This is a genomic window from Mycobacterium kyorinense, from assembly GCF_002101735.1.
Taxonomy (GTDB): Bacteria; Actinomycetota; Actinomycetes; order Mycobacteriales; family Mycobacteriaceae; genus Mycobacterium; species Mycobacterium kyorinense.
Genome location: NZ_LQPE01000166.1, coordinates 51,105 through 69,248, shown reverse-complemented (window position 1 = coordinate 69,248; position 18,144 = coordinate 51,105). Strand labels below are relative to the sequence as shown.

Sequence of the window (18,144 nt, the reverse complement as noted above, 5' to 3'; positions counted from 1 at the left end):
CGTACTGTGATCCACGACACCCCAGCTCAGGAGATCCGTTGTCGAGCCCCACTGAATTAGCTGAACTGCACAACCTCATCGGTGGTCTGCGGCGGTGCGTGACCTCGCTGAAGTCGCGCTACAGCGACGCTCCGGCGATGCGGCGCATCGTCAACGACGCCGAGCGCATTCTCAACGATGTCGAGCTGCTCGACATCGACGCCGGCGAACTGGAGTTGGCGCACGCCAGCGTCCCGCAGGCCGGTGAGAAGATCCCCATCCCCGACACCGAATACGACGCCGAATTCTGGCGCGACGTCGACGACGAGGGCGTTGGCGGGCACAGCCGGCCCTAGACCAACCCCCGCGGTACAGGTGCGCAGGTGTGACTTAGTACCCTCCAACGAGCCCCACGCGAAGAGGATCACAGTTGATGAGCGCACCTACCGCGAACCGTCCTGCCACCGGCGTCTTCTCGCCCACCCGCGCGCAGTTGCCGCAGCGCACGCTGCGAACCGACCGATGGTGGATGCCGATCTTTTGGACCGACCTGGGTCTGTCGGTTTTCATCGTCTACGCGACGATCCGGGCTTTTTGGGGCAGCGCCTATTACGTCGAGAAATACCACTACCTGACGCCGTTCTACTCACCGTGCGTCAGCGCGTCGTGCGTGGAGGGAGCCCGGCACTTCGGCACGTGGGTCGGTGAACTGCCCTGGTTTATCCCAATGGCTTTCATCTCGCTGCCGTTCCTGCTGGCTTTCCGGCTGACCTGCTACTACTACCGCAAGGCTTACTACCGCACGGTGTGGCAATCCCCGCCGGCATGCGCTGTGGCAGAACCACATTCGAAATACACCGGCGAGACGCGGCTTCCATTGATCATGCAGAACGTGCACCGCTACTTCTTCTACGTGGCCTGCGTCATCTCGCTGATCAACACCTATGACGCCATCAAGGCGTTCCACTCGCCGAGCGGCTTCGGCATCGGGCTGGGCAACGTCATCCTCACCGGCAACGTGATCCTGTTGTGGATCTACACCCTGTCCTGCCACTCCTGCCGCCACGTGACCGGCGGCCGGCTCAAGCACTTTTCGAAACATCCAGTGCGCTACTGGCTCTGGACGCAGGTCAGCGTGATCAACACCAAGCACATGCAGTGGGCCTGGATCACATTGGGCACCCTGATCCTGACCGACTGCTACGTCATGCTGGTATCCAGCGGCGTCATCTCCGACTTGAGATTCATTGGCTGACAATACGAGTGAGGTTTCATGGTTGAGGTCGAACGGCACGCCTACGACGTAGTCGTGATCGGTGCCGGCGGCGCAGGTTTGCGTGCGGTCATCGAGGCCCGCGAGCGGGGCCTGAAGGTCGCCGTGGTGTGCAAATCCCTTTTCGGCAAGGCACATACGGTCATGGCCGAGGGCGGCTGCGCGGCGTCGATGGGCAACGCGAACCCGAAAGACAACTGGCAGGTGCATTTCCGCGACACCATGCGTGGCGGGAAATTCCTGAACAACTGGCGGATGGCGGAGCTGCACGCCAAGGAAGCCCCGGACCGGGTCTGGGAGCTGGAGACCTACGGCGCCTTGTTCGACCGCACCAAAGACGGCAAGATCAGCCAGCGCAACTTCGGCGGGCACACCTACGCGCGGCTTGCCCACGTCGGCGACCGCACCGGGCTGGAGTTGATCCGCACGATGCAGCAGAAGATCGTGTCGCTGCAGCAAGAGGACTACGCCGAACTCGGCGATTACGAGGCCCGGATCAAGGTGTTCGCGGAGTGCACGATCACCGAGTTGCTCAAAGACGGCGACGCCATCGCCGGCGCGTTCGGCTATTGGCGCGAGTCCGGCCGGTTCGTCTTGTTCGAGGCGCCCGCGGTGGTGATGGCCACCGGCGGGATCGGCAAGTCGTTCAAGGTCACGTCGAACTCTTGGGAGTACACCGGGGACGGGCACGCGCTGGCGCTGCGGGCCGGCGCGACGCTGATCAACATGGAGTTCGTCCAGTTCCACCCGACCGGCATGGTGTGGCCACCCAGCGTGAAGGGCATCCTGGTCACCGAGGGTGTTCGCGGCGACGGCGGCGTGCTGAAGAACTCCGACGGCAAGCGGTTCATGTTCGACTACATCCCGCCGGTGTTCAAGGGCCAGTACGCCGAGACCGAACAAGAGGCCGACCAGTGGCTCAAAGACAACGACTCGGCCCGTCGCACCCCTGACCTGCTGCCCCGCGACGAGGTGGCCCGGGCGATCAACTCCGAGGTCAAAGCCGGCCGCGGCAGCGCGCACGGCGGGGTCTACCTCGACATCGCCTCACGGCTGACGCCGGCGGAGATCAAGCGGCGGCTGCCGTCGATGTATCACCAGTTCATGGAGCTGGCCGGGGTCGACATCACCAAGGAGCCGATGGAAGTCGGGCCGACCTGCCACTACGTGATGGGCGGCATCGAGGTCGACCCGGACACCGGCGCGGCGACGGTCCCCGGGCTGTTCGCCGCCGGCGAATGCTCCGGCGGGATGCACGGGTCCAACCGGCTGGGCGGCAACTCGCTGTCGGACCTGCTGGTGTTCGGCCGGCGCGCCGGCCTGGGCGCCGCCGACTACGTCCGCGCGTTGCGCAGCCGACCGGCCGTCTCGCAAGAGTCCGTCGACGCCGCCGCCAAGCTGGCCCTGGCGCCGTTCGAAGGGCCCAAAGACGGTGGGCCGGCGGAGAATCCGTACAAGTTGCAGATCGACCTGCAGGACACCATGAACGATCTGGTCGGGATCATCCGCAAGGCCGAGGAGATCTCCGAGGCGCTGTCCCGGCTGGAGGAGTTGCGCACCCGGTTCACCAGGATGCAGGTGGAGGGCAACCGCCAGTACAACCCCGGCTGGAACCTGGCCATCGACCTGCGCAACATGTTGATGGTCAGCGAATGCGTCGCGCGTGCGGCCCTGGAACGCACCGAAAGCCGCGGCGGGCACACCCGCGACGACCATCCCGCCATGGAGGCCAACTGGCGCAACACGTTGCTGGTGTGCCGGGCTGCGGGAGACGACGCGACGCTGCCCCACATCAGCGTCAGCCGCGAGGAGCAGGTCCCCATGCGGCCCGACCTGCTGGAGCTCTTCGAGATCTCCGAGTTGGAGAAGTACTACACCGACGAAGAGCTGGCCGAGCACCCAGGACGGAGAAGCTAGAAGATGGCATACAACGCGAGCATGCGGGTGTGGCGCGGCGACGACGACGGCGGCGCGTTGCAGGACTTCACCGTCGAGGTCAACGAGGGCGAGGTGGTGCTCGACGTCATCCACCGGCTGCAACAAACCCAGACACCCGACCTTGCGGTGCGCTGGAACTGCAAGGCCGGCAAGTGCGGGTCGTGCTCGGCGGAGATCAACGGCCGGCCCCGGTTGATGTGCATGACGCGGATGTCGACGTTCGCCGAGGACGAGGTCGTCACTGTGACGCCGCTGCGAACGTTCCCGGTGATCCGCGACCTGGTCACCGACGTGTCGTTCAACTACGAAAAGGCGCGCGAAATCCCGTCGTTCGCCCCGCCCAAGGAGTTGCAGCCCGGCGAATACCGGATGGCGCAGGTCGACGTGCAGCGCTCGCAGGAGTTCCGCAAGTGCATCGAATGCTTCCTGTGCCAAAACGTCTGCCACGTGGTCCGCGATCACGAGGAGAACAAGAAGGCGTTCGCCGGACCGCGCTTTTTGATGCGGATCGCCGAGCTGGAGATGCATCCGCTGGACACCCTGGACCGGCGCAACCAGGCGCAGGAGGAACACGGCCTGGGTTACTGCAACATCACCAAGTGCTGCACCGAGGTCTGCCCGGAAAACATCAAGATCACCGACAACGCGCTGATCCCGATGAAGGAGCGCGTCGCGGACCGCAAATACGACCCCGTGGTGTGGCTGGGCAACAAGCTGTTCCGCCGCTGACGGGACATTTAGCACGCGCCCAATTCGGGTACTCCCCGACCATGGCGATCCGAGAACCAGCCAGCATCAACAGCATTCGCACCGCGATTCGGGAGTTGTCCACTCGGGCCGAGCTCGCGCGCAAAGAGGGCCGACACGAGGCGGCCGACGAAATCGAGCAGCGCATCCAGAGCTACCGCGACGAACTGGGCCATCGGCCCTAGCGGTCAGGCACCGAGGCGGCGCAAAACGCTGCGGTGAAACACGATGGGCGCCACGTCCGGATCCACCCGGACGTCGCTGACCCGCAGCACGACGATGGTGTGGTCTCCGGCCGGGACCAACTGGTCCACGCTGCTTTCCAGCCACACGCTGGTGCCCTTGATGAAGACCGCGCCGCTGCGGTAGGAGACCGTTTCCAAGCCGGCGAACCGGTCCCCCGTCTTGGCCGCGAGTGTGCGAACCGCCTCGTCGTGCGCCTCCCCGAGCACGCTGATGCCCAGTGCCGGTACATCTTTGAGCTTCGGCCACGTCGTCGACGTGTTCTGCACACAGAACGACACCAGCGGCGGATCCAGCGACACCGGGACGAAGGTGCTGGCGGCCAGCCCTTCACGTACGCCGTCGACCTCGGCGGCGATCGCGATCACGCCGGTCGGGAAATGGCCGAAGGCTTCACGCAGTGACGACGGTGTCAGCTTGTCGGGTGAGTTCACCGGGGTTCATTCGTATCGACGGGTTTTCGCCTCACGACCCTACCGAGTAGTCGTGCGCCTCGGCGACGTCGGGGTGCGCGCGCAGCCTGCGGTCAGATAGAAGAAACCGACCTCGTGAGCGGCCCCGCGCAGGTGCCGTCGCAGCGCACTCGGATGGTCGCTGAGGTCCACCACCGGTAGCTCAGTGACGGTTGCCACAGATCTCACGGGTCCATCATCGCCGCAGGTGAGCGGGGCCGCCAGGGTAGCAATCGGGCGGATCCCAACCGGTTGGTTGCTTAGCCGATGAAATTTAGCTCACACCCGCTTGCGTTGAAGTTACCGACCCGTTAAGTTTAGCGGTGTTACTGGTGGGTAACTTAGCCTTAGTACCCAACCAACAAGTGGCATTCTCATCGAGGAGGAGCACGTGAGCCACTACAAGAGCAATGTCCGCGACCAGGTATTCAACCTTTTCGAGGTCTTCGGCGTGGACAAGGCATTCGGGGAGGGCAGCTTCAGCGATCTCGACGTCGACACGGCGCGGGAGATGCTGGGCGAGATCAGCCGACTGGCCGAGGGCCCGGTTGCCGAGTCGTTCGTCGAGGGCGACCGCAACCCGCCGACCTTCGACCCCGAGACGCACGCGGTGACGCTGCCCGAGTCCTTCAAGCAATCCGTCCGCGCGGTTATCGACGGCGGTTGGGACAAGGTCGGCATCGACGAGGCTCTGGGTGGCATGCCGATGCCCCGGTCGTTGGTGTGGGCGCTGCACGAGCACATCCTGGGCGCCAACCCGGCGGTGTGGATGTACGGCGGCGGCGCAGGCTTCGCCAACATCCTCTACCACCTGGGTACCGAGGAGCAGAAGAAGTGGGCCGTGCTGGCCGCCGAGCGTGGTTGGGGCTCGACGATGGTGCTCACCGAGCCGGACGCCGGCTCGGATGTGGGCGCCGCCCGCACCAAGGCCGTGCAGCAGGACGACGGCTCCTGGCACATCGACGGTGTCAAGCGGTTCATCACCTCCGCGGACTCCGGCGACCTGTTCGAAAACATCTTCCACCTGGTGCTCGCCCGCCCGGAGGGCGCCGGCCCCGGCACCAAGGGTCTGTCGCTGTTCTTCGTGCCGAAGTTCCACTTCGACCCCGAGACCGGCGAGCTGGGCGAGCGCAACGGTGTGTTCGTGACCAACGTCGAGCACAAGATGGGCCTGAAGGTCTCCGCCACCTGCGAGCTGTCCTTCGGACAGCACGGCGTACCGGCCAAGGGCTGGCTCGTCGGCGAGGTGCACAACGGCATCGCGCAGATGTTCGAGGTCATCGAGCAGGCCCGAATGATGGTCGGCACCAAGGCGATTGCCACGCTGTCCACCGGCTACCTCAACGCGCTGGACTACGCCAAGGAGCGTGTGCAGGGCGCCGACATGACGCAGATGACCGACAAGACCGCGCCGCGGGTGACCATCACCCACCACCCCGACGTGCGCCGCTCGCTGATGACCCAGAAGGCCTACGCCGAGGGTCTGCGGGCGCTGTACCTCTACACCGCGACCTACCAGGACGCCGAGGTGGCCAAGGCGGTGCACGGTGTGGACGCCGAGCTGGCGGTCAAGGTCAACGACCTGATGCTGCCGGTGGTCAAGGGCGTCGGCTCCGAGCAGGCCTACGCCAAGCTCACCGAAAGCCTGCAGACGCTGGGCGGGTCCGGCTTCCTGCAGGACTACCCGATTGAGCAGTACATCCGCGACTCGAAGATCGACTCGCTGTACGAGGGCACCACGGCCATCCAGGCGCAGGACTTCTTCTTCCGCAAGATCGTCCGCGACAAGGGAGTGGCGCTGGCCCACGTGTCGAGCCAGATCGAGGAGTTCGTCAAGAACGAGTCCGGTAACGGCCGGCTGAAGGCCGAGCGGGCGCTGCTGGCCACCGCGCTGGCCGACGTCCAGGCGATGGCAGCGTCGCTGACCGGCTACCTGATGGCGGCCCAGGAGGACATCTCCAGCGTCTACAAGGTGGGCCTGGGTTCGGTGCGCTTCCTGATGGCCGTCGGCGACCTGGTGATCGGCTGGTTGCTGCAGCGTCAGGCCGCGGTGGCGGTCGAGGCGCTGGATGCCGGCGCCAGCGACGCCGACCGGGCGTTCTACGAGGGCAAGATCGCGGTGGCGTCGTTCTTCGCGAAGAACTTCCTGCCGCTGCTGACCAGCACCCGTCAGGTGATCGAGACGATCGACAACGACGTCATGGAGCTTGACGAGGCAGCCTTCTAAGCCTGCCGACCAGAGGTAAAAGTCCCCGCACGCACAGCGTGTCGGGGACTTTTACCTCTGTTGGCGCAACAACGCGCGGGTGCGGGCACGAACTTCGGCAGAGCGGTCGAACACGACGGCGACGAACTCGTCGACGCCTGCCGCGCGCAGGCTCTCCAGGCGCTCGCCGACCGCCGCCTCGTCACCGATGATCACGGCGTCTTCCGGCCCGGCGTAACCCTCCCTGTCGAGCATCGCGCGGTACGACGGCAGCTGGCCGTACATCGCGAACTGCTCGGCGGCCTGCGCCCGCGCGGCGGCGACGTCGTCGGTGACGCTCACCGGAAGCGCCGCAACCACCCGCGCCGCGCCGTCGGGGCGGCCCGCGTCGGCAGCGGCCTGCCGTAGTGTCGGCCCGATGTGCTCGGCCAAGGTCTTGGGGCCGGTCATCCAGGTCACCGTGCCTGCCGTGCGGCGGCCCGCCAGCCGCAGCAGTTGCGGACCCAACGCCGCGATGTATACGTCAGGCGCTGTGGCGCCCGGAATCTGCAGTGCGCCACGGGTGGTCACGGTCTCGCCGACCGCATCGGCCTTCTCCCCCGCCAGCAACGGCTGCAGGCCGTCGAGGTATTCGCGCAACCGCCGAACGGGTTTGTTCCACGGGATGCCCCACATGCCTTCCGTGACCGCCTGGTGCGTCATACCCAGACCCAGAATGAAGCGGCCGCCGCTGATCAGGCTCAGCGTCAAGGCGCGCTGCGCCAGCAGCATCGGATGCTGGTTTTGGATCGGTATGACGCCGGTGCCGACCTCGATGCGGTCGACTTCACGCAGCGCCACGGCGAGCACGGTGAGCAGATCCGGTTCGTAGGGCATCTGCGTCATCCAGACCCGGCGGAAGCCCTCGTCGCGCAAGCTGGCGAGGTTCTCCACGGTGGCGTTGACGGGAGAGCGGCCCTGGGTATCGCTCAACGAACCGAGGATGCTGATCTGCACGACTCATCGTAACGGCGTCAGACCGACAAAAAGGGGCCGCCGCTGGATCCCCTCTTTTCAGCGGCGGCCCCTAAATCCAGGGATGCCCCGCGCTGCCATCGGGTCGGGGGGTCGGACGACAACACGGAGCTATCCGGTCTATCGGATAGCCGTGACGTCGCGTTACTAAACTTTTCCGACGGAAATTTTTCCGCCGTTTCCGCTGGGTATTGGCTCAGGCTTCGAGGATGGCGGCCACACCCTGACCGCCCGCCGCGCAGATCGAAATCAGTGCACGCAGTGGCTTGTCACCGGACCCCTTCTGCTCGGCCTTCTTCTCGGCCAGCTGCTTGGCGGTCTGCGCCAAGATCCGCCCACCGGTCGCGGCGAACGGGTGGCCGGCGGCCAGCGACGAGCCGTTGACGTTCAGCTTGGACCGATCGATCGGCCCCAGCGCGGCGTCCAACCCCAGCCGCTCCTTGCAGTATTCCTCGGACTCCCAGGACTGCAGGTGCGCCAACACCACCGAGGCGAACGCCTCGTGGATCTCGTAGAAGTCAAAGTCGTGCAGGCTCAACCCATTTCGGGCCAGCAGCCGCGGCACCGCATACGTCGGCGCCATCAGCAGGCCGTCGGCGCCGCTGACATAGTCCACCGCCGCGGTCTCGGCGTCGACGAAGTAGGCCAGCGGGGTCAGCGAGTGCTCGGCCGCCCACTCGTCGCTGGCCAGCAACGCCACCGAAGCGCCGTCGGTCAGCGGCGTGGAGTTGCCGGCCGTCATCGTGGCGTCGCCGGCTTTGACCCCGAACACCGGCTTGAGCTTGGCCAGCTTCTCCACCGACGCGTCCGGCCGCAGGTTGTCGTCGCGGTAGAGCCCGAGAAACGGCGTCACCAGGTCGTCGAAGAAGCCGCGGTCGTACGCGGCGGCCATGTTTTGGTGGCTGGCGGCGGCCAGCTCGTCCTGGGCGACGCGGGTGATGCCCAGCTGCTTGGTGGTGATGGCCTGGTGCTCGCCCATCGACAGTCCGGTGCGCGGCTCGCTGTTCACCGGGATCTCCACGCCGAGGCTGGCGGGCAGCTTGCCGACGAGCTTCAGCCGCTGGACGTTGGTCTTGGCCCGGCGCAGCCCCAGCAGGGTACGGCGCAGGTCGTCGCCGAAGCCGATCGGCGCATCGGAGGTGGTGTCCACCCCGCCGGCGGCGGCGGCCTCGTAGCGGCCGGCGGCGATGCCGTCGGCCGCGGCGATCGCGGCCTGCAGACCCGTGCCGCAGGCCTGCTGGATGTCGAATGCCGGTGTGTAGGACGACAGCTTCGACCCGAGCACGCATTCGCGCATCAGGTTGAAGTCGCGGCTGTGCTTGAGCACCGCGCCGCCGATCACCGCGCCCAGCCGTTCGCCGGCCAGACCGAACCGGTCGACCAGGCCGCCCAGCGCGGCGGTGAACATGTCCTGGTTGGACGCCTCGGCGTAGGCGCGGTCGGAGCGCGCGAACGGGATGCGGTTGCCGCCCAGCACGGCGACGCGCCGCTGGGTCTTCGAACTTGCAGCAGAATTTTCAGGGGCCACGCTTATCTCCGTCAGTTGAGGGTTACTCGCGGTTGAGGGCCATACTACCCACTGTTCTTACTCTGGAGTAAGTTCGGTCTTCGATACGGTTGTCGATAGACGGCACGCTCGACATGGAAGGCAACATCAGTGGCCCCCAAGCTTTCATCGGATCTATTCTCCCAGGTCGTCAACTCCGGCCCCGGGTCGTTTCTGGCCAAGCAGCTCGGCATTCCCCAGCCCGAGCCGCTGCGCCGCCACCGGCTCGGCGAACCGCCGCTGGCCGGCTCGCTGCTGATCGGCGGCGAAGGCCGAGTCGTGGAACCGCTGCGCGCCGCGCTGGAGCGGGACTACGACGTGGTGGGCGCCAACCTCGGTGGCCGCTGGGCCGACTCGTTCGGCGGACTGGTCTTCGACGCCACCGGGATCAACGCGCCGGCCGGCCTGAAGGCCTTGCACGAGTTCTTTCCCCCGTTGCTGCGCAACGTCGGGCCCTCCGGCCGCGTAGTCGTTGTGGGCACCACTCCCGAGGCGGCGGGCAGCACCGACGAGCGGATCGCGCAACGGGCGCTGGAGGGCTTCACCCGCTCGCTGGCCAAGGAGCTGCGGCGGGGTGCCACCGCTCAGCTGGTCTACCTGGCCCCGGACGCCAAGCCGGCCGCCACCGGCCTGGAGTCGACGATGCGGTTCATCCTGTCGGGCAAGTCGGCTTACGTGGACGGCCAGGTGTTCTACGTCGGCGCCGAGGACGCTACGCCGCCGGCCGACTGGGACCGTCCGCTGGACGGCAAGGTGGCCATCGTGACCGGCGCCGCCCGGGGTATCGGCGCGACAATCGCCGAGGTGTTTTCCCGCGACGGCGCCCGGGTGGTCGCGATCGACGTCGAGGCCGCCGCCGAGGCGCTGGAAAAGACCGCCAGCAAGGTCGGCGGCACGGCGCTGACGCTCGACGTCACCGCGGCCGACGCCGTCGACAAGATCACCGAGCACCTGCGCGACCACCACAACGGCCGGGCCGACATCCTGGTCAACAACGCCGGCATCACCCGCGACAAGCTGCTGGTCAACATGGACGAGGGCCGCTGGGACGCGGTGCTCGCCGTCAATTTGCTTGCCCCGCTTCGGCTTACCGAGGGTTTGGTCGGCAACGGCAGCATCGGCGAAGGCGGCCGGGTGATCGGACTGTCGTCGATGGCCGGCATCGCCGGCAACCGCGGGCAGACCAACTACGCCACCACCAAGGCCGGCATGATCGGCATCACCCAGGCGCTGGCGCCGGAGCTGGCGGGCAAGGGCATCACGATCAACGCCGTCGCACCGGGATTCATCGAAACGCAGATGACCGCGGCGATCCCACTGGCCACTCGCGAGGTGGGCCGTCGACTGAACTCGCTGTTCCAGGGCGGCCAGCCCGTCGACGTGGCCGAGACAATCGCCTACTTCGCCAGCCCGGCGTCAAATGCCGTGACCGGCAACGTGATTCGGGTGTGCGGCCAGGCCATGATGGGGGCATGAGGTGACGCAGCCGAGTGGTCTGAAGAATCTGGTGCGCGCAGCGGCCGGGGCGCTGCCGTTGGTGCCGCGCGGCGACAAGCTGCCCAGCCGCACGCTGACCGTGAAGGACGTGCCCATCGACCGCGCGAACGTGGCCGCCTATGCGGCCGTCACCGGTCTGCGCTACGGCGACAACGTGCCACTGACCTACCCGTTCGCGCTGACCTTCCCGACGATGATGTCGCTGGTGACCGGATTCGACTTCCCGTTCGCCGCAATGGGATCCGTACACATCGAAAACCACATCACCCAGCACCGGCCGATCGCGGTGACCGACACCGTCAACATCTCGGTGCACGCGGAAAACCTTCGGGAGCATCGCAAGGGTCTGCTCGTCGACCTGGTGACCGACGTCAGCGTCGGCAACGACAGGGCGTGGCATCAAGTGACGACCTTCCTGCACCAGCAGCACACCAGCTTGTCGGACGAGCCCAAACCGCCGCCGCAGAAGCAACCGAAATTGCCTCCGCCCACCGCGATCTTGCGGGTGACCCCCGGACAGATCCGCAAGTATGCCTCGGTCAGCGGTGACCATAACCCGATCCACACCAACCCGATCGGCGCCAAGCTGTTCGGCTTCCCCACCGTGATCGCCCACGGAATGTTCAGTGCGGCAGCGGTATTGGTGAACCTGGAGGGCCGGCTGCCCGACAAGGTGAGCTATTCGGTGCGGTTCGGCAAGCCGCTGGTGTTACCCGGTAGCGCGGGGCTCTATGTGGACCAGGTCGACGACGGCTGGGATCTGAGCCTGCGCAACATCGCCAAGGGTTACCCGTACCTGACCGGCACGATCCGCTCGCTGCAGACCGGCAGTTCGCGAGACTTAAATGTCTGCGATTCCTCTCGGCGTGTCGTCGCAAAGGTTTAAGTGTCGCGGTGATGTCGAGACTAAGTGCTGGTGGTGATTTCGGTGGGTGTGCCTTTCAGGCCGCGCCAGAACAGGTTGATCATCAGCTCGGCCGCCTCGTCGACGTCGGTGTCGCCGGTGCTGAGCCTGGTGGCGATCGCCTCGCCGGCCCCCACCAGCGCCACCGCCATCATCTCGAAGTCGGTGCCCGGCTCGGGGTTTCGAGTTCCCGCCTCGAGCAGACGGGCGACCAGGGCGATGATCCGTTCGCGACCCTCGCGCACGGTGTGCGCGAACGCCTGCGAACTAGTCGCCTGGGTATACATCACGATCCACGATGCGCGGTTGGCGTCGATGTAGCGCAGAAAAGACACAATGGTGTTGCGCAGCAAGTCCTTTGGGCTTTGCTCAAGGTCGATGTCTTCGCGTACGCCGTCGATGAACCGGGACAGCTCGCGGTCCAGGCAGGCGCCGAACAGTTCTTCCTTGGAGCCGTAGTACAGATACAGCATCGGTTTGGAGATCTCGGCCTTGGCGGCGATGGCGTCCATCGAGGTCTCGTGGTAGCCGTTGATCGAGAACATCTGCACGGCGGCGTCGAGCATCTGCTGCTCGCGGACAGCACGCGGTAACCGCTTGGTACCACCTGCCATGGACTGTCCTTCACCTACCGAGTTATCTGACTCCAGGGTAAGCAATGCGTGCGGTCTACTTGCCGCATCCGGGCGACGACTTCTTCATCGCCGCGATCCGATGCAGCGAGGCGTCGACGGCCGGCTGGGCCAACTCGCCCGCCGCCAACGCCTTCTCGAGCCGGTCCAGCACGGCGGGCACCTCGTCGGTGGTGACCCACAGCGCGACGTCGCTGCCGGCCTGCAGAGCGCGCAACGCGGCGTCGGGCACCCCGTATCGTTCGTTGATCGCGGCCATGCTGGACAGGTCATCGCTGAACACCGGCCCGTCGAAGGGCGGCGCGCCGTAGCCGCGCCCGTCGCGCAGCAATTGCACCGCGGCAGGGCTCAAGCTGGCCGGCTGGTCGCCGGTCAGGCCGGGAACCTGCAAGTGACCGATCATCACCCCGACCGGCGACGCGCTGACCAGCGTCCGGTAGGGCACCAGGTCGTCGTCCTGCAGCTGGTCCAGCGGCGGAGTGATCACCCCGCCGGTGTGCGAGTCGCCCGAGCCGTGCCCGTGGCCCGGGAAATGCTTGAGCACCGGCAGCAGTCCGGCATCGCGCAGCCCGCGCGCGTATGCGCCGGCATAGTCGGTGACCACCGCCGGATCCGAGCCGAACGACCGATCGCCGATCACGGTGTCGTCCGCGGCGTCGGTGACGTCGACCACCGGAGCGAAGTCGATGGTGATGCCCAGGCCGCGCATCTTGTGGCCGCGCTCGAGCGCCATCGCGTAGACCTCGTCGGGGGTGTGGGTCTGCGCCAGCACGCGCGCCGACGGCGCCGTGCCGATGAGCGACGAGAGCCGGGACACCCGGCCGCCCTCCTCGTCGACGCTGATCGCCAGCGGCAGCGAGCGCGCGGCTCCGGTAATGCCGCTCAGCGAGCCGTCGGTGAACATGGACAGGTCGGTCCAGCTGCCGATGAAGATGCCGCCGACGTGGTGGTCCGTGACCACGGCCTTGGCGTCGGCGGCGTTGCGGACCCCCACCATCAGCAGCTGGGCCAGCTTGTCGCGGGCCGACAGGCCAGCGGCGGGGTCCCCGCAGGCAGGCGGTTGACCGGCGGCCGAGCTCGACGGCGCGCCGGATGGTTTGGTGTGGTGGCCGCATGCGGCAACCATCGCCGACACCACGGCAAGCACTGCCAGGACGCGTGAAAAGGCCATCGGGCCATGCTGTCACGGCGCCGATCCGCGCTGCGGGGTGGACACCGGTTGCCGTCGACCATGCCGGCAGCGAATGCTCTGCTAGGTTGGGCGACTAGGTTTGGTGACTGCCCTGCCCAGCTATTTCGAGGAGTTTCCGGATGAACCGGTTCGTTGCGCCCGCCGCAGCCAGCATTGTGGTCGGTCTGCTGCTGGGCGCCGCCGCGATCTTCGGGATCACCTTGATGGTGCAGCAAGACACCAAGCCGCCACTGCCGGGCGGCGACCCGCAGTCGTCGGTGCTCAACCGGGTTGAGTACGGCAACCGCACCTAACCCGGCGGTGCCGGCCGTTTCGGCCGAGGCCGCCTCGCCCGCTGTGACACCGCTTTCTCGCCGTTGGCTGTGGTTGGTCGGGGCGGTGGCGCTGACCCTGAGCTTCGTCCAGGCGCCGGGACAGATCTCCCCCGACACCAAACTCGACCTCACCGCAAACCCGCTGCGGTTCCTGGCCCGTGCCACCAATCTGTGGAACAGCGAGCTGCCGTTCGGCCAGGCGCAAAACCAGGCGTATGGCTACCTTTTCCCGCACGGCTCGTTCTTCCTGGCCGGGCACCTGCTGGGTGTGCCCGGCTGGGTGACCCAGCGGCTCTGGTGGGCGCTGCTGCTCACGGTCGGCTTCTGGGGGTTGCTGCGGGTCGCCGAGGCACTGGGCATCGGCAGCCCGACGTCCCGAGCGATTGCCGCGACGGCGTTCGCGCTCTCTCCGCGGGTGCTGACCACTCTGGGGTCGATCTCGTCCGAAACGTTGCCGATCATGCTGGCGCCCTGGGTGCTGCTGCCGACGATCCTGGCGCTGCGGGCCGAGGCCGACCGGTCGGTGCGACGGCTGGCGGGCCAGGCGGGGCTGGCGGTAGCGCTGATGGGCGCGGTCAACGCGATCGCGACGCTGGCGGGGTGCCTGCCGGCGGTGATCTGGTGGGCCTGTCACCGGCCGAACCGGTTGTGGTGGCGCTACACGGGATGGTGGCTGCTGGCGCTGACGCTGGCGATGACGTGGTGGCTGGTGGCGCTGGTCCTGATGGCCCGGATCAGCCCGCCGTTTCTGGACTTCATCGAATCCTCCGGCGTGACCACGCAATGGTCGTCGCTGGTGGAAGTGCTGCGCGGCACCGAAAGCTGGACACCGTTCGTGGCGCCCAACGCCACCGCGGGCGCGCCGCTGGTCACCGGCACCGTCGCCATCCTGGCCACCAGCCTGGTCGCCGCGGCCGGGCTGGCCGGCCTCGCGATGTCCGGCATGCCCGCCCGCGGTCGGCTGGTGACGATGCTGCTGGCCGGGGTGGTGCTGATCGCCGCCGGCTACTCCGGCGGGCTGGGGTCGCCGCTGGCCCACCACGTGCAGGCATTCTTGGACGCCGGCGGCGCGCCGCTGCGCAATGTGCACAAGCTGGAATCGCTGATCCGGATCCCGCTGGTGCTCGGTTTGGCGCAGTTGCTGAGCCGGGTGCCGCTGCCGGGCAGCGCGCCGGCGTCGGTGTGGCTCCGCGCGTTCGACCATCCGGAACGCGACCGGCGCGTCGCGGCCGGGATCGTCGTGCTGATCGCGCTGATGGTCAGCACGTCGCTGGCGTGGACCGGCCGGCTCGCCCCGCCCGGCGCGTTCCGCGCGATACCTCAGTATTGGCACGACGCCGCCGACTGGCTCGACCAGCACAACACCGGCGGGCGGGTGCTGGTGGTGCCCGGCGCGCCGTTCGCCACCCAGGTGTGGGGCACCAGCCACGACGAGCCGCTGCAGGTGCTGGGCGACAGCTCCTGGGGAGTGCGCGATTCCATTCCGCTGACCCCGCCGCAGACCATCCGCGCGCTGGACTCCGTGCAGCGGCTGCTCGCCGCCGGTCAGCCGTCCGCAGGCCTGGCGGATACTCTTGTCCGGCAAGGCATTTCGTACGTCGTACTGCGCAACGACTTGGATCCCGACACGTCGCGCTCGGCCCGCCCGATCCTGGTGCACCGCGCGATTACCGGGTCGCCGCGGCTGGAGAAGGTGGCCCAGTTCGGGGCGCCGGTGGGGCCGGGCCCGGTGCCGGGGTTTGTCAGCGACAGCGAACTGCGGCCGCGGTATCCCGCGGTGGAGATCTACCGGGTCGGCGCCGCCGCCGGGAATCCGGGCGCCCCCTACCTCGCAGACATCGACCGGGTGCCCCGCGTCGACGGCGGTCCCGAGGTGCTGTTGCGCCTCGACGAACGGCGGCGCCTGCTCGGTCGGCCGGCGCTGGGGCCGGTGCTGCTGACCGGCGACGCGCAGCGCGCCGGCCTGCCGGTACCCGTAGTGACCGTCAGCGACACCCCGGTCGCGCGGGAGACCGACTACGGCCGCGTCGACCACCACTCGTCGGCGATCCGCGCCGCAGGCGATGCCCGCCACACCTTCAACCGGGTGCCGGACTACCCGAGCCCGGGCGCGGATACCGTCTACGGCGGCTGGACCGGCGGGCGGCTGACGGTGTCGAGCTCGTCATCGGATGCCACCGCGCTGCCCGACGTCGCGCCGGCTGCCTCACCCGCGGCCGCGATCGACGGGGACCCGGCGACCGCGTGGGTCTCCAACGGGCTGCAGTCCGCGGTCGGGCAATGGCTGCAGGTGGACTTCGACCACCCGGTGACCAACGGCGTCATCACGCTCACACCGAGCGCGACCGCCGTCGGCGCCCAGATCCGGCGCATCCAGATCGAAACCGTCAACGGCACCACCACGCTGCGGTTCGACGAGGCCGGCAAGCCACTCAGCGCGGCGCTGCCCTACGGCGAAACTCCATGGGTGCGGGTCACGGCGATCGGCACCAGCGACGGGTCCGCGGGTGTGCAGTTCGGCATCACCGACTTGTCGATCACTCAGTACGACGCGTCCGGCTTCGCCCACCCGATCGACCTGCGGCACACCGTGCGGGTTCCGGCGCCGCCGGCCGGCGCCGCGGTGGCGGGATGGGATCTGGGTTCGGAGATGCTGGGTCGGCCGGGCTGCGCCCGCGGTCCCGACGACATGCGCTGCGCGGCGTCGATGGCGCTTGCGCCGGAAACGCCGGCCACGTTCAGCCGCACGCTGAGCGTGCCGGGCCCGGTGTCGGTGACGCCGACGGTGTGGGTGCGGGCCCGGCAGGGGCCGAAACTGGCCGACCTGATCGCGGCGCCGGACACGGCCCGGGCGCGTGGCGACTCCGACCTGGTCGACGTCTTGGGTTCGGCGTATGCGGCTACCGACGGCGATCCGGCGACCGCGTGGACGGCGCCGCAGCGGGTGGTGCAGCACAAGACGCCTCCGACGCTGACCGTGACCCTGCCTCGTCCCGCCGAGGTGACCGGATTACGGCTCACCCCTAGCGGTTCGGCAGTGCCGGCGCATCCGAGCATGGTCGCGGTCGACTTGGGCGACGGCCCTCAGACCCGCGAGCTGAAATCCGGCGACGGCGCCCCGCAGACTGTGCCGCTGAAACCGCGGGTCACCGACACCGTCAAGGTCAGCCTGCTCGACTGGGCCGACGTGATCGACCGCACCGCGCTGGGCTTCGACCAACTCAAACCACCGGGGCTGGCCGAGATCGCGGTGCTCGGCAGCGACGGCAAACCGGTCGCGGCCGCCGACGCCGCCCACAATCGCTCCCGTGAAGTCACCGTTGACTGCAGCGGCGGCCCCGTCATTGCGATCGCGGGACGGTTCGTGCATACGTCGATCAAGGCCACGGTCGGCGCGCTGCTCGACGGCGAGCCGGTGGCCGCCCAACCGTGTGAGCGTGAACCGATCTCGTTGCCGGCCGGTCAGCAGGAGCTGTTGATCAGCCCCGGCGAACAGTTCGTCGTCGACGGCGCCCAACTCACCAGGAGCACCGAATTAGCTAGTGTCCCAACGGTTCCCGCCGAAACCACGGCATGGGGTCCGGCGCGTCGGGAGGTGCGGGTAGCCGAAGCGCCGACGGCACGGCTGCTGGTGGTGCCGGAAAGCATCAATCGCGGCTGGGTGGCGCGTACCGACACCGGAGCCCGGCTGAACCCGGTCGCCGTCAACGGCTGGCAGCAGGGCTGGGTGGTGCCCGCCGGAACCTCCGGCATCATCACGCTGACCTTCGCGCCCAACACGGCGTATCGGATCGGGCTGGCCGGCGGCCTTGCTCTGCTACCGCTGCTTGTGCTGATGGCGTTGTGGCGTGGGCGTCGGCGCCCCCCCGATGATCCACCCGCGCAGCCGTGGGCACCCGGCCGGTGGGCTGCCGTTGCGGTGCTGGCGGCCGGGGCGGTGATCGCGGGCGTAACCGGTGTCCTGGTATTCGCGGCCTTCCTTGGGCTGCAATGGCGGCCGCAACACCGAACTACCGTCGGGTTGAGTGCGGCTGGAATGATCCTGGCCGGTGCCGCCTTGTCCCGGCATCCCTGGCGGTCGGTCGACGGTTACGCCGGGCATTCGGCCGTGGTGCAACTGCTGGCGTTGATTTCACTGGCCGCAGTAATGACGTCGGTGGTGGTATTGCGCCCACGCGAACCGGGGTAAGCGAGACAATGGAAGTCC

At 67.7% G+C, this 18,144-nt stretch carries 14 protein-coding genes and 2 pseudogenes; 10 read left to right on the top strand and 6 right to left on the bottom strand.

From position 1 onward, the window contains the following. The first annotated feature begins 38 nt into the window (after nucleotides 1-38). The 5 genes from AWC14_RS25140 (at nucleotide 39) to AWC14_RS29065 (ending at nucleotide 4,122) form a co-directional block, all read left to right on the top strand. Nucleotides 39-335: a hypothetical protein gene (locus AWC14_RS25140; protein WP_045374143.1), complete on the top strand. Its 297-nt coding sequence runs from the start codon at nucleotides 39-41 to the stop codon at nucleotides 333-335. Between the two features lie 77 nt (nucleotides 336-412). After that, on the top strand, nucleotides 413-1,234 hold the full coding sequence (locus AWC14_RS25135; protein ID WP_045374141.1) for a hypothetical protein: 822 nt from the start codon (nucleotides 413-415) through the stop codon (nucleotides 1,232-1,234). Between the two features lie 18 nt (nucleotides 1,235-1,252). Further along, nucleotides 1,253-3,169: a fumarate reductase/succinate dehydrogenase flavoprotein subunit gene (locus tag AWC14_RS25130; protein WP_045374138.1), complete on the top strand. Its 1,917-nt coding sequence runs from the start codon at nucleotides 1,253-1,255 to the stop codon at nucleotides 3,167-3,169. Nucleotides 3,170-3,172: 3 nt separating this feature from the next. Next, on the top strand, nucleotides 3,173-3,919 hold the full coding sequence (locus AWC14_RS25125; protein ID WP_045374135.1) for a succinate dehydrogenase/fumarate reductase iron-sulfur subunit: 747 nt from the start codon (nucleotides 3,173-3,175) through the stop codon (nucleotides 3,917-3,919). A gap of 41 nt (nucleotides 3,920-3,960) precedes the next feature. Next, a complete protein-coding gene (locus AWC14_RS29065; RefSeq protein ID WP_162835644.1) occupies nucleotides 3,961-4,122 on the top strand; it encodes a hypothetical protein in 162 nt (53 codons plus the stop codon). 3 nt (nucleotides 4,123-4,125) lie between these two features. On the opposite strand, the gene AWC14_RS25120 is transcribed toward AWC14_RS29065, so the two are convergent. After that, nucleotides 4,126-4,614 (bottom strand): flavin reductase family protein, encoded by a 489-nt coding sequence (locus AWC14_RS25120; protein WP_045374132.1) that lies wholly within the window; start codon nucleotides 4,612-4,614, stop codon nucleotides 4,126-4,128. Between the two features lie 90 nt (nucleotides 4,615-4,704). Then, nucleotides 4,705-4,812, bottom strand: a pseudogene (locus tag AWC14_RS29845) (isopenicillin N synthase family oxygenase); the annotation flags it as partial. 211 nt (nucleotides 4,813-5,023) lie between these two features. Between AWC14_RS29845 and AWC14_RS25115 the strand changes: the two are divergent. Then, nucleotides 5,024-6,859 carry an acyl-CoA dehydrogenase gene (locus AWC14_RS25115; RefSeq protein ID WP_045374129.1) on the top strand — a complete coding sequence of 612 codons (1,836 nt, stop codon included), beginning with the start codon at nucleotides 5,024-5,026 and terminating at the stop codon, nucleotides 6,857-6,859. Nucleotides 6,860-6,910: 51 nt separating this feature from the next. On the opposite strand, the gene AWC14_RS25110 is transcribed toward AWC14_RS25115, so the two are convergent. Both AWC14_RS25110 and AWC14_RS25105 read right to left on the bottom strand, forming a co-directional pair. Further along, nucleotides 6,911-7,834, bottom strand: coding sequence for a TIGR03564 family F420-dependent LLM class oxidoreductase (locus AWC14_RS25110; RefSeq protein WP_045374126.1), 924 nt, complete (start codon nucleotides 7,832-7,834; stop codon nucleotides 6,911-6,913). Between the two features lie 214 nt (nucleotides 7,835-8,048). Next, nucleotides 8,049-9,380 (bottom strand): acetyl-CoA C-acetyltransferase, encoded by a 1,332-nt coding sequence (locus AWC14_RS25105; protein ID WP_057003207.1) that lies wholly within the window; start codon nucleotides 9,378-9,380, stop codon nucleotides 8,049-8,051. 129 nt (nucleotides 9,381-9,509) lie between these two features. On the opposite strand from AWC14_RS25105, the gene AWC14_RS25100 reads away from it, so the two are divergent. Both AWC14_RS25100 and AWC14_RS25095 read left to right on the top strand, forming a co-directional pair. Continuing rightward, entirely contained in the window at nucleotides 9,510-10,874 is a 1,365-nt protein-coding gene (locus tag AWC14_RS25100; RefSeq protein ID WP_045373156.1) for a 3-oxoacyl-ACP reductase, read from the top strand. A 1-nt stretch (nucleotide 10,875) separates the two neighbouring features. Continuing rightward, a pseudogene (locus tag AWC14_RS25095) lies at nucleotides 10,876-11,715 on the top strand (MaoC/PaaZ C-terminal domain-containing protein); the annotation flags it as partial. An 86-nt stretch (nucleotides 11,716-11,801) separates the two neighbouring features. Here AWC14_RS25095 and AWC14_RS25090 read toward each other — a convergent pair. Both AWC14_RS25090 and AWC14_RS25085 read right to left on the bottom strand, forming a co-directional pair. Next, nucleotides 11,802-12,413, bottom strand: a complete 612-nt coding sequence (locus AWC14_RS25090) for a TetR/AcrR family transcriptional regulator (RefSeq protein ID WP_045373154.1) — start codon at nucleotides 12,411-12,413, stop codon at nucleotides 11,802-11,804. 55 nt (nucleotides 12,414-12,468) lie between these two features. Then, nucleotides 12,469-13,602, bottom strand: coding sequence for a glycoside hydrolase family 3 N-terminal domain-containing protein (locus tag AWC14_RS25085; protein WP_045373152.1), 1,134 nt, complete (start codon nucleotides 13,600-13,602; stop codon nucleotides 12,469-12,471). A 140-nt stretch (nucleotides 13,603-13,742) separates the two neighbouring features. Between AWC14_RS25085 and AWC14_RS25080 the strand changes: the two genes are divergently transcribed. After that, the gene (locus AWC14_RS25080; protein ID WP_065013670.1) at nucleotides 13,743-13,916 is read left to right on the top strand and encodes a DUF2613 domain-containing protein; all 174 of its coding nucleotides are present in this window, start codon (nucleotides 13,743-13,745) and stop codon (nucleotides 13,914-13,916) included. A 43-nt stretch (nucleotides 13,917-13,959) separates the two neighbouring features. Next, nucleotides 13,960-18,126, top strand: coding sequence for an alpha-(1->3)-arabinofuranosyltransferase (locus tag AWC14_RS25075; RefSeq protein ID WP_045373181.1), 4,167 nt, complete (start codon nucleotides 13,960-13,962; stop codon nucleotides 18,124-18,126). Nucleotides 18,127-18,144 lie beyond the last annotated feature (18 nt).

Excerpts from the sequence above, each read along its gene's own strand:
- AWC14_RS25125 (WP_045374135.1), top strand. The coding sequence starts at position 3,173 with ATGGCATACAACGCGAGCATGCGGGTGTGGCGCGGCGACGACGACGGC.
- AWC14_RS29065 (WP_162835644.1), top strand. The coding sequence starts at position 3,961 with ATGGCGATCCGAGAACCAGCCAGCATCAACAGCATTCGCACCGCGATT.
- AWC14_RS25090 (WP_045373154.1), bottom strand. The coding sequence starts at position 12,413 with ATGGCAGGTGGTACCAAGCGGTTACCGCGTGCTGTCCGCGAGCAGCAG.
- AWC14_RS25080 (WP_065013670.1), top strand. The coding sequence starts at position 13,743 with ATGAACCGGTTCGTTGCGCCCGCCGCAGCCAGCATTGTGGTCGGTCTG.
- AWC14_RS25135 (WP_045374141.1), top strand. The coding sequence starts at position 413 with ATGAGCGCACCTACCGCGAACCGTCCTGCCACCGGCGTCTTCTCGCCC.
- AWC14_RS25130 (WP_045374138.1), top strand. The coding sequence starts at position 1,253 with ATGGTTGAGGTCGAACGGCACGCCTACGACGTAGTCGTGATCGGTGCC.
- AWC14_RS25085 (WP_045373152.1), bottom strand. The coding sequence starts at position 13,602 with ATGGCCTTTTCACGCGTCCTGGCAGTGCTTGCCGTGGTGTCGGCGATG.